The 13,188-nt window shown below is 73.3% G+C and carries 13 protein-coding genes; 7 read left to right on the top strand and 6 right to left on the bottom strand.

Annotation, left to right across the window (positions count from 1 at the left end):
- Window positions 1-5 precede the first annotated feature (5 nt).
- On the bottom strand, window positions 6-437 hold the full coding sequence (locus tag ACFY01_RS35225; protein WP_390739956.1) for a hypothetical protein: 432 nt from the start codon (window positions 435-437) through the stop codon (window positions 6-8).
- Between the two features lie 165 nt (window positions 438-602).
- Here ACFY01_RS35225 and ACFY01_RS35220 point away from each other — a divergent pair, with 165 nt between their 5' ends.
- The 3 genes from ACFY01_RS35220 (at window position 603) to ACFY01_RS35210 (ending at window position 3,686) form a co-directional block, all read left to right on the top strand.
- A complete protein-coding gene (locus ACFY01_RS35220; protein WP_390739819.1) occupies window positions 603-2,147 on the top strand; it encodes an aromatic amino acid ammonia-lyase in 1,545 nt (514 codons plus the stop codon).
- Entirely contained in the window at window positions 2,144-2,986 is an 843-nt protein-coding gene (locus ACFY01_RS35215; RefSeq protein ID WP_390739818.1) for a MurR/RpiR family transcriptional regulator, read from the top strand. Before ACFY01_RS35220 ends, ACFY01_RS35215 begins: the two co-directional genes overlap by 4 nt.
- A 115-nt stretch (window positions 2,987-3,101) precedes the next feature.
- A complete protein-coding gene (locus ACFY01_RS35210; RefSeq protein WP_390739817.1) occupies window positions 3,102-3,686 on the top strand; it encodes a hypothetical protein in 585 nt (194 codons plus the stop codon).
- A gap of 29 nt (window positions 3,687-3,715) precedes the next feature.
- Here the strand turns inward: ACFY01_RS35210 and ACFY01_RS35205 are convergent, their stop codons facing one another.
- From ACFY01_RS35205 to ACFY01_RS35185, 5 genes are all read right to left on the bottom strand, one after another.
- Window positions 3,716-4,090: a hypothetical protein gene (locus ACFY01_RS35205; RefSeq protein WP_390739816.1), complete on the bottom strand. Its 375-nt coding sequence runs from the start codon at window positions 4,088-4,090 to the stop codon at window positions 3,716-3,718.
- Between the two features lie 16 nt (window positions 4,091-4,106).
- Complete coding sequence (locus tag ACFY01_RS35200) at window positions 4,107-4,619, bottom strand: roadblock/LC7 domain-containing protein (RefSeq protein WP_390739815.1); 513 nt, start codon at window positions 4,617-4,619, stop codon at window positions 4,107-4,109.
- Between the two features lie 31 nt (window positions 4,620-4,650).
- Window positions 4,651-5,472, bottom strand: coding sequence for a transcriptional regulator (locus ACFY01_RS35195; RefSeq protein WP_390739814.1), 822 nt, complete (start codon window positions 5,470-5,472; stop codon window positions 4,651-4,653).
- Window positions 5,469-5,861, bottom strand: a complete 393-nt coding sequence (locus tag ACFY01_RS35190) for a hypothetical protein (protein ID WP_390739813.1) — start codon at window positions 5,859-5,861, stop codon at window positions 5,469-5,471. Before ACFY01_RS35190 ends, ACFY01_RS35195 begins: the two co-directional genes overlap by 4 nt.
- A 172-nt stretch (window positions 5,862-6,033) precedes the next feature.
- A complete protein-coding gene (locus ACFY01_RS35185; protein ID WP_390739812.1) occupies window positions 6,034-7,407 on the bottom strand; it encodes a diaminopimelate decarboxylase in 1,374 nt (457 codons plus the stop codon).
- A 152-nt stretch (window positions 7,408-7,559) separates the two neighbouring features.
- Here ACFY01_RS35185 and hutU point away from each other — a divergent pair, with 152 nt between their 5' ends.
- The 4 genes from hutU to hutI all read left to right on the top strand — a co-directional run bounded on the left by hutU (window position 7,560) and on the right by hutI (window position 13,154).
- Window positions 7,560-9,224, top strand: coding sequence for a urocanate hydratase (hutU, locus tag ACFY01_RS35180; RefSeq protein WP_390739811.1), 1,665 nt, complete (start codon window positions 7,560-7,562; stop codon window positions 9,222-9,224).
- Window positions 9,225-9,355: 131 nt separating this feature from the next.
- Window positions 9,356-10,558 (top strand): allantoate amidohydrolase, encoded by a 1,203-nt coding sequence (locus ACFY01_RS35175; RefSeq protein ID WP_390739955.1) that lies wholly within the window; start codon window positions 9,356-9,358, stop codon window positions 10,556-10,558.
- Window positions 10,555-11,919, top strand: a complete 1,365-nt coding sequence (locus ACFY01_RS35170; RefSeq protein ID WP_390739810.1) for a formimidoylglutamate deiminase — start codon at window positions 10,555-10,557, stop codon at window positions 11,917-11,919. The genes ACFY01_RS35175 and ACFY01_RS35170 overlap by 4 nt, the downstream gene beginning before the upstream one ends.
- 59 nt (window positions 11,920-11,978) lie before the next feature.
- A complete protein-coding gene (gene hutI, locus ACFY01_RS35165; RefSeq protein ID WP_390739809.1) occupies window positions 11,979-13,154 on the top strand; it encodes an imidazolonepropionase in 1,176 nt (391 codons plus the stop codon).
- Window positions 13,155-13,188 lie beyond the last annotated feature (34 nt).

The raw sequence follows: 13,188 nt of genomic DNA, 5'->3' as shown, positions 1-13,188 counted from the left end.
CCGGCTCACTCCTCCCAGTCGGAGTCCTGGGAGGAGGCGCGGCGGCGCCGGTCGAACAGGCCCGGGTTGGCACGGACCGCCTGGACCGCGTTGACGCCCACGATGCCCGCCCAGGCGGTGAGCAGGCCGGGCAGGTGCGCGATGCCGCCGCCGATCGCCGACAGCGGGATCGCCAGGACCAGCGAGACGATGCCGAAGCCGAAGCGCTCACCCCAGGAGTCGCCGCCGTTCCTCGACTCCCGGCTGCCCCGGGCGACCTGTAACTGCTGCTCGGCCAACTGCCGGCGCACCCGGCGCTCCACCGCGCCGTCGATGCGCTGCTCGACCTTCTCCAGGAACGAGTCCACCAGCGCGGTCTCGTACTCCTCACCCAGCTCCCTGCGTGCGTGCAGGGTGGCGTCGAGTTCCTTCTTCAGATCGGCGTCCCGCGCCTCCATAGCGGTCATGAGGACACGGTAGGGAGCGGGAACGCCCGCCGCACTGGGGGTAACCCCCCTACTCGGTGCCGCACCGGATCATGAGATGCCACTTGCTTGGCTGTATGGGGTCATGCAGAGTTCTTGGTGCCTGAATAGGTTCGGATGGAGGGGGCTTTGGACTTCATGCCGTCTCGGGTGGTGGACAGACCGGGAACCGCGACCGCCGAGCACCGCGGACTCGTCGTCCTCGACGGGGTCGCTCTGGGCGTGGCGGACGTCGTACGGCTCGCCGACGGTGCGGCGCGGCCGGTGCCGGGCACCGACGCCATGAAGCGGGCGGCGGAGTCCTGGGACGCGGCCCGGCGGATCGCCGCGACCGGGCGGGTCTACGGCCGCTCCACCGGCGTGGGCGCCAACCGCAACGAGGACGTGCCCACCGAGGCCGCCGCCGGACACGGCCTGCGTCTGCTGCGCAGCCACGCCGGCGCCATCGGCGCGGAACTGCCGGCCCGTGAGGTACGGGCGATGCTCGCCGTCCGCGCCAACCAGATCCTGGCCGGGGGCGCCGGCCTGCGCCCCAGCGTCGTCACCGCCCTGTGCGAGGCCCTGGAGACGGGCGCGCACCCGGTCGTCAACGAGTTCGGCTCCGTTGGTACCGGGGACATCGCGGCCCTGGCGCAGGTCGGGCTGGCGCTGGCGGGCGAGCATCCGTGGCGGGGGCCGGACGGGCCCGTCCCACCGCCCGCCGTCCGCGCGCCCGAGCCGCAGCCCCTCGACAACAACGACGCCCTCGCCCTGATCAGCAGCAACGCGCTCACCCTCGGCCAGTCCGCCCTGGCCCTGCACGAACTGCGCGGGCTCATCGCCGCCACCCAGGTCGTCGCGGCCCTCTCCCTGCTGGCCGTGGACGGATCGCACGAGGCCTACGCCGCTCCCGTGCACGCGGCCCGCCCGCGCCGGGGCAGCGCGGAAGTGGCGCGCCGGATGCGGGAGCTGATCGGCGCCGCCGACCGGCCCACGCCGCCGCTCGGCCGTATCCAGGACCCCTACGGCTTCCGCTGCCTGCCCCAGATCCACGGCCCCGCGCACGACGCGGCGGACCTGCTGGAGGAGGTGCTCACCACAGAGATCAACGCGGCCACCGAGAACCCCCTCATCTGCCCCGAGGACATGGCCGCCTACCACCACGGCGGCTTCTACCAGGCCCAACTCGCCCTGGCGCTGGACCACTTCAGGCTGGCGGTCACCCAGGTGGCCCGGCTGTCCACATCCCGGCTGTCCACCCTCAACGAGCCCGCCTACACCCGCCTGCGTCCCTTCCTCGCCGACCACGAGGCCGCCTCCTCCGGGGTGATGATCCTGGAGTACGCCGCCGCGGCCGCCCTCGGCGACCTGCGGGCCTTCTCGGCCCCCGCGTCGCTGGGGCACGCTGTACTCTCCCGGGGCGTCGAGGAACAGGCCAGCTTCGCCTCGCTCGCCGCCCGGCAGACGCTGCGCGCCTGTGGTGCGTACCGTCTGGTGGTCGGCTGCGAACTAGTCGCCGCCGTGCGCGCGCTGCGCCAGCGCGACCTCAGGCCGGATGCGCAACTCCCGGCGGGCCGCGCGCTGGCACTGGCAGAGTCGGTGCTGGACGACGACCAGGCCGACCGGCCGCTCACGGACGACGTGTCGGCGGCGGCCGCACTGCTCGACCGGTTCACGGACATCTGGAGGGGGAGCACGTCATGAGCGTGACCGACAGTCCTGCCGCCCGCTTGCAGGCGCTCTTCGAGGGGCACCGGCTCACGCCGACCCAGCGGCGCATCGCGCACAGCATGGTGCGGCGGGCCGGCGACGTGCCCTTCCTGTCCAGCGTGGAGCTGGCCGAGCTGGCCGGGGTCAGCCAGCCCTCCGTGACCCGTTTCGCGGTCGCCCTCGGCTTCGACGGCTACCCCGCCCTGCGCAAGCACCTGCGCGAGGTCGTGCCCGCCGAACCGGCGGTGGGCTCGGCGTCGTACAACGAGTACCAGCAGGCCGTGGAGTCCGAGATCGAGAACCTGCGGCACCTCGCGGAGGTGCTGGCCGACCCGCGCCCGGTGCAGCGGGCCGGCCGGCTCCTGGCCGCCTCCCGCCCGCTGCCGGTGCTCGGCCTGCGGGCCGCCGCCTCCCAGGCGTACGGCTTCGCGTACTTCGCCGCCAAGGTCCACCCGGACGTCCGGCTGCTGGGCGAGGGCGGCACGATGATCCACGACCGCGTCGACGCGGCCGTCCGGGCCGGTGCCACCACCCTGCTGTGCTTCGCGCTGCCCCGGCATCCCCGCGAGGTCGTCGACACCCTCGCCTACGCCAAGGAGGCGGGCCTGACCGTGGTCACCGTCGCCGACTCGGCGTTCGCGCCGGTCGCCAAGGTGTCCGACCTGCTGCTGCCGGCCGCCGTCGGCACCGGGCTCGCCTTCGACACCGCGTGCGCGCCGATGCTGCTCGGGCGGGTGCTGCTGGAGGCCATGTGCGACGACCTGCCGGACGCCCAGGCGCGGCTGGAGGAGTTCGACGCGCGGGCGGCGGCGCGGGGGCTGTTCGTGGAATGACCCGAATGACCCGAATGACCCGGCGTTCCGGGCTCTGTTCTCAGACTCGTCTCACCTTCGCTCGTTAGCGTCCCGGCATACGGACTGGGCCGGGAGCGGCGAGGAGGCTGCGGACATGGCGCGTGGAGGACAGGGACTGGCCCGGGTGGCCGTCGTCGTACGGGCGGGGGCCGCTCCACTGTGGTGGCTCGGGGTGTTCGCGGCGGGCATCGGGATGCTGCCGCCCGGCGTGACCGGACGCCGGATCGGGCTTCTCACGGGGGCCGCGCTGTTCCTCGTGGCCACCGCCGTGGTGGCCCTGGTGGGCCGTGGGCGGTACGCCGGCCTCGCCCGCGGGGCGGCCCGCGCGGGCAAGCACGACGTGCTCCAGGACCGCGCGGTGACCGTGCGCAACTGGCGCCGGGGTCACCGCTGGTGGCTGCTGCTGGCCTTCCTCGTCGCGCTGGCCGGCGCCTTCGTGGTGCCCTCGGCGGGCGGGCTGCTGCTGGCCGGGGCCGGCACCGGGCTCAGGCTCAAGGCGGCCTGGCTCGGGCGGCGCGAGCGGGCCCTGGACGAGCTGTTGTGGGTGCGTGTCGACTGGCTCGGCAAGCGCGGCGGCCGCCCCGCGGGCAAGGCCGTCAAGGCCTTCCGCGGTACGGGCATCGCGGCGGGCGACGCGGCCCCGGGCGGGACCCGCCGCCGCACCGCGGCGCTCGTCTGACCGCCGCTCGGGCCGCGCTCAGGACTTCCTCAGACCTCCAGTTCCTCCTCGATCTTCTTCAGCTGGTGCCGGGCCATCGCCAGGTTGGCCCGGTTGGAGTCGAGGACCAGGTAGAGGAACAGGCCGTTGCCGCCGCGGCCCTTGAGCAGCCGGATCAGGTGGTAGGCGTTGGTCAGGGTGATCAGGATGTCCTCGATCTCGCCCTTCAGCCCGAGGTGCTCCATCGTGCGCATCTTGGCCCGGATGACGTCGGTGTTCCCGGCGGCGGCCACGTTGAGGTCGAAGCCCTTGCTGCCGCCCATCGTGCCCAGCGCCATCCCGCTGGTGTAGTCGACGAGCGCGACGCCGGTGGCGCCCTCGATGGAGGCGAGGCATTCCTTCAGTGCGGTCTCGGTGTTGGCCATGGTGTTTCGTGTCCTTTCAACTGTCGGTTGCGGTGCGCGCGTCGGTGGCCGCGGCACGTGGCGTACGAGTGGGTCTGAGGGTTCGTGAGGTGGTGGTCCGGCCGGGTGGCCGGGCGGGCTGGGAGGCCTCGGCGGCCTTGGCGGCCGCCTCCGCCGCGTCGACCAGCTCCCCGATCCGGGCGGCCGCGCGGCGGCCCTCCAGGTGCAGCCGGCCGACGTTGACGCGGTCCTGGGCGAGCAGGGTCAGGACGGCGGTGCGGCCGGCCGCGTAGGTGGCGACGTAGCCGTGCTCGCCGCGGACCAGCAGTTCCCGGAAGTCGCCCTGACCGGTGGCGTCGGCGACCCGTACCGCGACGCCGAGCGCCGCCGCGGTGAGCGCCGCCAGGCCCTCCGGGTCGACGCCGGGGGTGTCCTGGGCGACGACGAGGCCGTCGACGCCGGCCGCCAGGGCGCCGGTGAGCTGGGGGACCCGGCTGCGTAGTCGCCGTAGTTCGTCCAGGATCGCGTGGATCTCTGGCTCGGCCGCCATCAGATGTCTCCTCTCGGCGGGTCGGTGCCGTTCAAAGGGCCTCCAGCGCATCCCTGAGCCTCTTCAGCAGCGCGATGTCGGGGTCGGTGACCGGGGGCGGGGGTGGTGGGTGAGGCGGTGGGGCCGACACCGCCGGGTCCGGCGCGATCAGGCCCGCCGCCGCCAGCCGCCGTACGTCCATCAGGGTGTGGAAGGCGGGCCGGCCCAGCTCCAGCGCGATGCCCGCCGCCGTACGGTGCCCGTTCACCCGGGTCAGCACCGCCTGCTGGCGGGGTGTGACCTGTGGGGCCGAGAGCGGGTCGGCGCGGATCAGCGGGGCGCTGTCGGTCGCCGGGTCCGGCCAGACGCGGTGCAGCAGCAGGCGGCGGCGCAGGGTCTCCCGCTCCAGCACGGTGACCGGGATGGGATGCAGGGTGACCGGGGCGGTCACCGGCCCGTACCGGAAGTGGCCCGGAGTGCTGCTCGGCGCCAGGGCGAAGTACCCGGCGTCGAACACCGCGCCCAGGTGGCACAGTTCCAGCGCGCCCGCCGCCAGCCGTCCGGCGACGAGCAGCAGACGGGCGGCGCCGGGCGCGTCGCCGGCCTGTTCCGCGGCCTGCCGCCAGGTGGCCGGCTCCAGGGTGCCGTGGGCCGTGAGGAGCAGGCCGAGACCCGGGGCGAGCGGGCTCTCGGCGTGCACCACCCGGCCCTCGGCGAGGTGCAGCGAGCCGTGCTCGCGGACGAGGACACCGGTGGCCCGTTCCTCGGCGAGCCGGGTCAGCATCGGCGAGAGGGCGGCGCGGGCCCCGTCCCCTTCGGCTCTTCTGTCCCGCACGGGCAGGGGCGGCGGCGGAGGCGTTCTGACCATGGTCATCCCAGCACCAGCCCGGCGGCCATCTCGCCGAGCCGGATCCGCGCGAGGGCCAGATTGCCGTCCTCGCGGGCCAGCCACAGGTGCAGCAGCACGGTGCTGTCGAACGACGTGTCCACGAACCGCAGCAGGTGGTAGCTGTCCCGGTTGCTGATGATCAGGTCCTCGACCGGCGGGTGTTCGTCCTCGGCCTCCCCTGCGGCGGAGAACGCCCCGTGCTCGGCGGCCAGCCGGGCCAGTTCGGCCGCCTCGGCCGCGGTCGTCTCGTGGTCACCGCCGGGGGAGTCCCCGACGGTGCCCAGGGCGAGCCCGCTCGTCCAGTCCACCAGCGCCGCGCCCCGGGCACCGGGCAGACGCATCGCTTCCAGTAGGCACTCGTCGATTCCGGGCACCGTTGGGCTCCCCTCCCGCCTGGGACTCCGGCTGAGTGACGCAGACACTACGCAACGTGTGCGTGGCAGGTGAGGCTTCTGGCATTTTCCAGTGGAACATGCGTCCGGAGGGCTAATGTGGGTCAACTTGCCCTGATGTCAGCCCACTTGATCGAGTGAACAGGGGGGTGCGTCAACGGCGCCCGGATGCGCCGAGGGTGGTGAGGGCTGTGACGTGCGCCCCTCCGGACTCGGCCACGATCTCGTCGGGCGTCTGCGGTTCGCGCACCGTCGCGAACGCAACGCCTCCCGCGCCGTCCGGGACGAAGCCGTAAATGCCGGGCCGCAAAAGGGAGTTGTAGGCGTAGTGGTGCGCGAAGTAGTAGGCGCCGGTGTCCAGCGCCGCCGCGTGGTCGCCCTGCTCCAGCAGCGGCAGGGCGCGCCCCTGGGCGAGCAGGTCGCCGGAGAAGCAGGCCGGCCCGGCCACGTCCTGCACCACCTCGGGCCCCGTCTTCGGCCGCCCTTTCGCGTCGTACGCGGCGATCCTGAGGGGCCAAGCCTCCGGTACGTACACCGTCCGCGCCGCCACCTGCACACCCGCGTGCGTCACCGCCACCCGCCGCCCGCCCGCGCTCTTGGCGTACTCCACCCGGGCCACCACCGTCCCGTGCTTGGCCAGCAGCGACCGCCCGAACTCCGTCACCAGCCCGTACCGCCCGTCGACCAGCCCCGGCACCGTCTCGCTCAGCATCCGGGCGTACTGCGCGTACGTCGGCGTCGTCGTGTCGGAGCCGAAGTTCACCGGCAGTCCGCCGCCGATGTCGAGCGTGTCCACCTGCCGCCGCCCCGCGCGCGCGTTGATCTCCTCGGCGAGCCCGTACGCCTCCGCCGCCCCCCGCGCCAGCAATGACAGCGGGATGCCCTGCGAGCCGGTGTGCGCGTGCAGCCGGGTCAGCCACGGCCGGTCCAGATACGCCCGTACGACCCACTCCCGGGCCCCCTCGTCGCGCAGCGCCACCCCGAACTTCGAGGTCTGAGTCGCCGTCGAGGTCGCCTCGATCGAGCCCCCGCCGATCTGCGGATTGACCCGGAGCCCGAGCGGGGAACGGCTGGGCCCGGCCCCCATCAGGGCATCGATGCGCGCCAGCTCCTGCGGGTTGTCCGCGTTGACCGCGATACCGAGCGCCAGCGCCTCCCGCAGCTCCTCGGGCGTCTTGGCGGGCGAGTCCAGCACGATCCGCTCCGGCGGCACCCCGGCCGCCCGCACCAGGGCCAGCTCGCCCGGGCTCGCCACCTCCGCGCCGACCCCCGCCTCGTCCAGCAGCCGCAGCACGGGCACCAGCGGGGTCGCCTTCACCGCGAAGGCGTGCAGCACCGGCGTACCCGGCGCCAGCACCTCCTCGAACGCCGCGCGCAGCTCGGCCGCCGACTCCCGGATGCCGGTGACGTCCAGCAGCCCCACCACGGGCGCCCCGGGGCCGAGCAGCCCCTGCTCCACGACGGCCCGCACCGCCTCGTCACGCCGGGCCGCGCGTGCTGCCGCCGTGCTGTCGGTGTCCTGCCGCATGCTTTCTCCCGCTTTCGTGGGTGTGCGTACCCGTTCCTCCGGTACTTCCAGCCATACACCGTCGCGACACCGACTTGGCGCACCGATGTATTGACTAGCTCTATTCAGGCGGCCATGATTTGAATATACGTAGTAACAGGAGGAGGCAGACGATGTCGGGACCCCGCCCCGTACGAGCCCCGCGCGGTACGGAACTGAGCGCCCTGGGCTGGCAGCAGGAAGCCGCCCTGCGGATGCTCCAGAACAACCTCGACCCCGAGGTCGCCGAGCACCCCGACAAGCTCGTCGTCTACGGCGGCACCGGCAAGGCGGCCCGCGACTGGCGCTCCTTCGACGCGATGGTGCGGACGCTGAAGGGGCTGAAGCAGGACGAGACCATGCTCGTCCAGTCCGGCCGCCCGGTCGGCGTGATGCAGACCCACGAGTGGGCCCCGCGCGTCCTCATCGCCAACTCCAACCTCGTCGGCGACTGGGCCAACTGGGAGGAGTTCCGCCGCCTGGAGGCCCTCGGCCTGACCATGTACGGCCAGATGACCGCCGGCTCCTGGATCTACATCGGCACCCAGGGCATCCTCCAGGGCACCTACGAGACCTTCGCCGCCGTCGCCGCGAAGAAGTTCGGCGGCACCCTCGCCGGGACGATCACGTTGACGGCCGGCCTCGGCGGCATGGGCGGCGCCCAGCCCCTCGCCGTCACCATGAACGACGGCGTGGCGATCTGCATCGACTGCGACCCGCGCGCCATCGACCGCCGCATCGAGCACCGCTACCTCGACGTCAAGGCCGACTCCCTCGACCACGCCCTCCAGCTGGCCACCGAGGCCCGCGACGCCCGCCGACCACTGTCCATCGGCGTGCTCGGCAACGCGGCGGAGCTGGTCCCGCAGCTGCTGGCGATGAACGCCCCGATCGACATCGTCACCGACCAGACCTCGGCCCACGACCCGCTGTCCTACCTGCCGCTCGGCGTCGCCTTCGAGGACATGGCCGACGCCGCCGCCAAGGACCCGGCCGGCTTCACCACCCGCGCGCGCGAGTCGATGGCCAAGCACGTCGAGGCCATGGTCGGCTTCCAGGACGCCGGCGCCGAGGTCTTCGACTACGGCAACTCCATCCGCGGCGAGGCCCAACTCGCCGGATACGACCGCGCCTTCGCCTTCCCCGGCTTCGTCCCTGCCTACATCCGCCCCCTCTTCTGCGAGGGCAAGGGCCCCTTCCGCTGGGCCGCCCTGTCCGGCGAGGCCTCGGACATCGCCAAGACCGACAAGGCGATCCTGGAGCTCTTCCCGGAGAACGAGTCCCTGCACCGCTGGATCAAGATGGCCGGCGAACGCGTCCACTTCCAGGGCCTGCCCGCCCGCATCTGCTGGCTCGGATACGGCGAGCGCGACAAGGCCGGCGAGCGCTTCAACGACATGGTGGCCTCCGGTGAACTGGCGGCCCCGCTGGCCATCGGCCGCGACCACCTCGACTGCGGCTCCGTGGCCTCCCCGTACCGCGAGACCGAGGCCATGCTCGACGGCTCCGACGCGATCGCCGACTGGCCGCTGCTGAACGCCATGGTCAACGTGGCCTCCGGGGCGTCCTGGGTCTCCATCCACCATGGCGGCGGCGTCGGCATGGGGCGGTCCATCCACGCCGGGCAGGTGACCGTCGCCGACGGCACGAAGCTCGGCGGGGAGAAGATCCGCCGGGTGCTGACGAACGACCCGGGCATGGGGGTCATCCGGCACGTGGACGCGGGGTACGACATCGCGGAGTCGGTTGCGCAGGAGCGCGGGGTCCGGGTGCCTATGCGCGAGGGTGACCAGGCGTGACGCGGAGCGAAGGGCAGCACGGCAACCCTCCGGCGGGGGCTGAGGTCTCGTCGCCGTCCGCGGGTTTGGACGGGGACGGCGGCGGCCCACGGCCCGTGCGGCCTGTCGGTGCCGGCAGCTCCTTCCACGAGATGTGGCGCGAGCTGTTGCCCATCGGCCGGCACGCCGACTCCGGTGGCTACCGGCGCTACGCATGGACCGGAGCCGACGGCGAGTGCCGGGCCTGGTTCAAGGAGCAGGCCGAGGCGCGCGGGCTGGCGTACGAGGTCGACCGGAACGGCAACCAGTGGGCCTGGCTGGGCGACCCGGAGGCCGGGGACGCCGTGGTCACCGGGTCGCATCTGGACTCCGTGCCCGACGGAGGGGCCTTCGACGGGCCCCTCGGGGTGGTGTCCTCCTTCGCCGCCCTCGACGAGCTGCGCGGGAGGGGAGCGCGGCTCGAAAAGCCCCTGGCCATCGTCAACTTCGGCGACGAGGAGGGCGCCCGGTTCGGGCTCGCCTGTGTCGGTTCGCGGCTCACCGCCGGGCAGCTCACCGTCGAGCAGGCGCACCGGCTGACCGACGGCGACGGCATCACGCTGCCGCGGGCCATGGAGAGCGCCGGGTACGACCCCGACACCATCGGACCGGACCCGGAGCGGCTCGCCCGGATCGGCGCCTTCGTCGAACTCCACGTCGAACAGGGCCGCGCGCTGGACCTGTCCGGCGACCGGGTCGGCATCGCCAGCGCCATCTGGCCGCACGGCCGCTGGCGCTTCGACTTCCGGGGCGAGGCCAACCACGCCGGCACCACCCGGCTGGTGGACCGCCGCGACCCCATGCTGTCGTACGCCGAGACCGTGCTCGCCGCCCGCCGGGAGGCCGAACTCGCCGGTGCCGTCGCCACCTTCGGCAAGATCGCGGTGGAGCCGAACGGGGTCAACGCCATCCCCTCCCTGGTGCGCGGCTGGCTCGACTCCCGCGCCGCCGACCAGGAGACCCTCGACACGGTGGTCACGGGCGTGGAGAAGGCCGCGCGCGAGTACGCCGCCGCACACGGCGTCGACCTCGACGTCGTCCGTGAGTCCTTCACGCCGGTCGTAGAGTTCGACCACGCCCTGCGCGACGAACTCGCCCGCATCCTGGGCCGGGACACCGACCTGAGGGTGCCCGTGCTGGGCACCGGCGCGGGACACGACGCCGGAATCCTCTCCGGGAGCATTCCGACGGCCATGCTGTTCGTACGCAACCCCACCGGCGTCTCGCACTCCCCGGCCGAGTTCGCCGCCGAGGACGACTGTGTGGCCGGGGTGACCGCGCTCGCCGACGTACTGGAAGGGCTGGCACGCAGGTGACGACGACTGAGCCGACGCGGACGTACTGGCTGGAGCACGCCTGGCTCGGCACCCATGTCGAGCCGGGGGTGCTGCTGGAGGTGGCGGACGGCCGGATCACGGCCGTCCGTACGGACACCCCCGCCCCGCCACCGGGCGCCGAGACCCTCCGGGGGCTGACCCTGCCGGGCCTGGCCAACGCCCACAGCCACGCCTTCCACCGCGCCCTGCGCGGCACCGTCCAGGTCGGCTCGGGCACCTTCTGGACCTGGCGCGAGGTGATGTACTCCTTCGCGGACCGGCTGACACCGGAGACCTACCACGCCCTGGCCCGCGCCGTGTACGCCGAGATGGCGCTGGCGGGTGTCACGGCGGTCGGCGAGTTCCACTACGTGCACCACGCACCCGGCGGCACCCGTTACGCCGAGCCCAACGCCATGGGCGAGGCCCTGATCGCGGCCGCCGCCGAAGCCGGTATCCGCATCACCCTCCTCGACACCGCGTACCTCTCCTCCGCCATCTCGGACAAGCGCGGTGGGGAGCCCCCCAACACTCACCAGCTCCGCTTCTCCGACGGGACCGCGGAGGCCTGGGCCGAACGCTGTTCAGTTCTCAAGGAACGGGATCACGCGCGGATCGGGGCGGCGATCCACTCCGTACGGGCCGTGCCCGCACACCAGTTGGCGACGGTGGCGCGGTGGGCGGAGGAGCGGCGGGCCCCGCTCCACGTGCACCTGTCGGAGCAGACCGCCGAGAACGACGCCTGCCTGGCCGTGCACGGGTGCACGCCCACCCGGCTGCTCGCCGACCACGGCGTCCTCGGCCCGCGCACCACCGGCGTGCACAACACCCATCTCACCGACGAGGACATCGCCCTGCTCGGCGGCTCGCGCACCGGAACCTGCATGTGCCCGACGACGGAACGCGACCTCGCGGACGGCATCGGCCCCGCCACCGCCCTCCAGCGCGCGGGCTCCCCGCTCTCCCTCGGCTCCGACAGCCACGCCGTCATCGACCTGCTCGAAGAGGCGCGCGCGATGGAGCTGAACGAGCGGCTGCGCACCCGCGTGCGGGGCCACTGGACGGCCGCGGCACTGCTGCGCGCGGCTTCGGCGGACGGTCACGCGGCGCTGGGCTGGCACGACGCGGGCACCATCGAGGCCGGGGCGCTCGCCGACCTCACCACCATCGCCCTCGACTCGGTCAGGACGGCGGGGCCGCTGCCCAGGCTGGGCGCCGAGACGGCCGTATTCGCCGCGACGGCAGCGGACGTACGGCACACGATCGTCGCGGGGCGGCAGGTCGTACGGGACGGCGTCCACGCCCTCGTACCGGACGTGCCGTCGGCGCTGGCGGACGCGATCGAAGCCCTGCGCGGCTGAGGCCGAGTCCGCGACCGAGGCCGAGCAGACGCCGCACCCCCACCACCCACGAGGACGTCATGAGCAGCAGCACCGTCATCACCAACATCGCCACGCTGGTCACCAACGACCCCTCCCTAGGTGACGGATCCCCCCTCGGTCTGATCCAGGACGCGGCCGTCGTCATCGACGGCGACCGCGTCGCGTGGACCGGTGAATCCAGGAAAGCACCCACCACTGACAATCGGGTCGACGCCGGCGGCCGGGCGGCCCTCCCGGGCTTCGTCGACTCCCACTCCCACCTGGTCTTCGCGGGCGACCGCACGGCGGAGTTCAACGCCCGCATGTCCGGCCGTGCCTACAGCGCGGGCGGCATCCGCACGACCGTCGCGGCGACGCGGGCGGCGACGGACGAGGAGCTGGAGGCCAACCTCACCCGCTACCTCGCCGAGGCCCTGCGCCAGGGCACGACCACGTTCGAGACGAAGTCGGGCTACGGCCTGACGGTCGAGGACGAGTCCCGCGCCCTGCGCATCGCGTCCGCGCACACCGACGAGGTCACCTACCTCGGCGCGCACATCGTCTCCCCCGACTACGCCGACGACCCGGCCGCCTACGTCGCCCTCGTCACCGGCGAGATGCTCGACGCCTGCGCCCCGCACTCCCGCTGGATCGACGTCTTCTGCGAGAAGGGCGCGTTCGACGGCGACCAGGCCCGCGCGATCCTCACGGCCGGCAAGGCGAAGGGGTTGCACCCCCGCATCCACGCCAACCAGTTGTCGTACGGCCCCGGCGTCCAACTGGCCGTCGAACTCGACGCGGCCAGCGCCGACCACTGCACGCACCTCACCGACGCGGACGTCGATGCCCTGGCAAGCGGCCGTACGGTCGCCACCCTGCTCCCCGGCGCCGAGTTCTCCACCCGGGCGGAGTGGCCGAACGCCCGCCGCCTCCTGGACGCGGGCGTCACGGTGGCCCTGTCGACCGACTGCAACCCCGGGTCCTCCTTCACCTCCTCCGTCCCCTTCTGCATCGCCCTCGCCGTACGGGACATGGGCATGACCCCCGACGAGGCGGTGTGGTCGGCGACGGCGGGCGGCGCGGCGGCGTTGCGGCGCTCCGACATCGGCCGCATCAGCCCCGGCGCATACGCCGACCTGACCCTGCTGGACGCACCGAGCCATGTACACCTGGCGTACCGGCCGGGGGTGCCGCTGGTCAGCGGGGTGTGGCGGAGGGGCGTGCGGGTGGCTTGAGGGCAGCGGCGATCACCCCGGCTATCCTGCCGAG

Origin of the sequence: Streptomyces sp. NPDC001480 (assembly GCF_042894725.1) — a bacterium.
In the GTDB taxonomy this organism is placed as follows: Bacteria; Actinomycetota; Actinomycetes; order Streptomycetales; family Streptomycetaceae; genus Streptomyces.
This window is presented reverse-complemented; position numbering and strand designations above follow the sequence as displayed.

Coding starts and splice junctions, on each gene's coding strand:
- ACFY01_RS35225 (WP_390739956.1), bottom strand. CDS start 437: ATGGAGGCGCGGGACGCCGATCTGAAGAAGGAACTCGACGCCACCCTG.
- ACFY01_RS35220 (WP_390739819.1), top strand. CDS start 603: ATGCCGTCTCGGGTGGTGGACAGACCGGGAACCGCGACCGCCGAGCAC.
- ACFY01_RS35215 (WP_390739818.1), top strand. CDS start 2,144: ATGAGCGTGACCGACAGTCCTGCCGCCCGCTTGCAGGCGCTCTTCGAG.
- ACFY01_RS35210 (WP_390739817.1), top strand. CDS start 3,102: ATGGCGCGTGGAGGACAGGGACTGGCCCGGGTGGCCGTCGTCGTACGG.
- ACFY01_RS35205 (WP_390739816.1), bottom strand. CDS start 4,090: ATGGCCAACACCGAGACCGCACTGAAGGAATGCCTCGCCTCCATCGAG.
- ACFY01_RS35200 (WP_390739815.1), bottom strand. CDS start 4,619: ATGGCGGCCGAGCCAGAGATCCACGCGATCCTGGACGAACTACGGCGA.
- ACFY01_RS35195 (WP_390739814.1), bottom strand. CDS start 5,472: ATGACCATGGTCAGAACGCCTCCGCCGCCGCCCCTGCCCGTGCGGGAC.
- ACFY01_RS35185 (WP_390739812.1), bottom strand. CDS start 7,407: ATGCGGCAGGACACCGACAGCACGGCGGCAGCACGCGCGGCCCGGCGT.
- hutU (WP_390739811.1), top strand. CDS start 7,560: ATGTCGGGACCCCGCCCCGTACGAGCCCCGCGCGGTACGGAACTGAGC.
- ACFY01_RS35175 (WP_390739955.1), top strand. CDS start 9,356: ATGTGGCGCGAGCTGTTGCCCATCGGCCGGCACGCCGACTCCGGTGGC.
- hutI (WP_390739809.1), top strand. CDS start 11,979: ATGAGCAGCAGCACCGTCATCACCAACATCGCCACGCTGGTCACCAAC.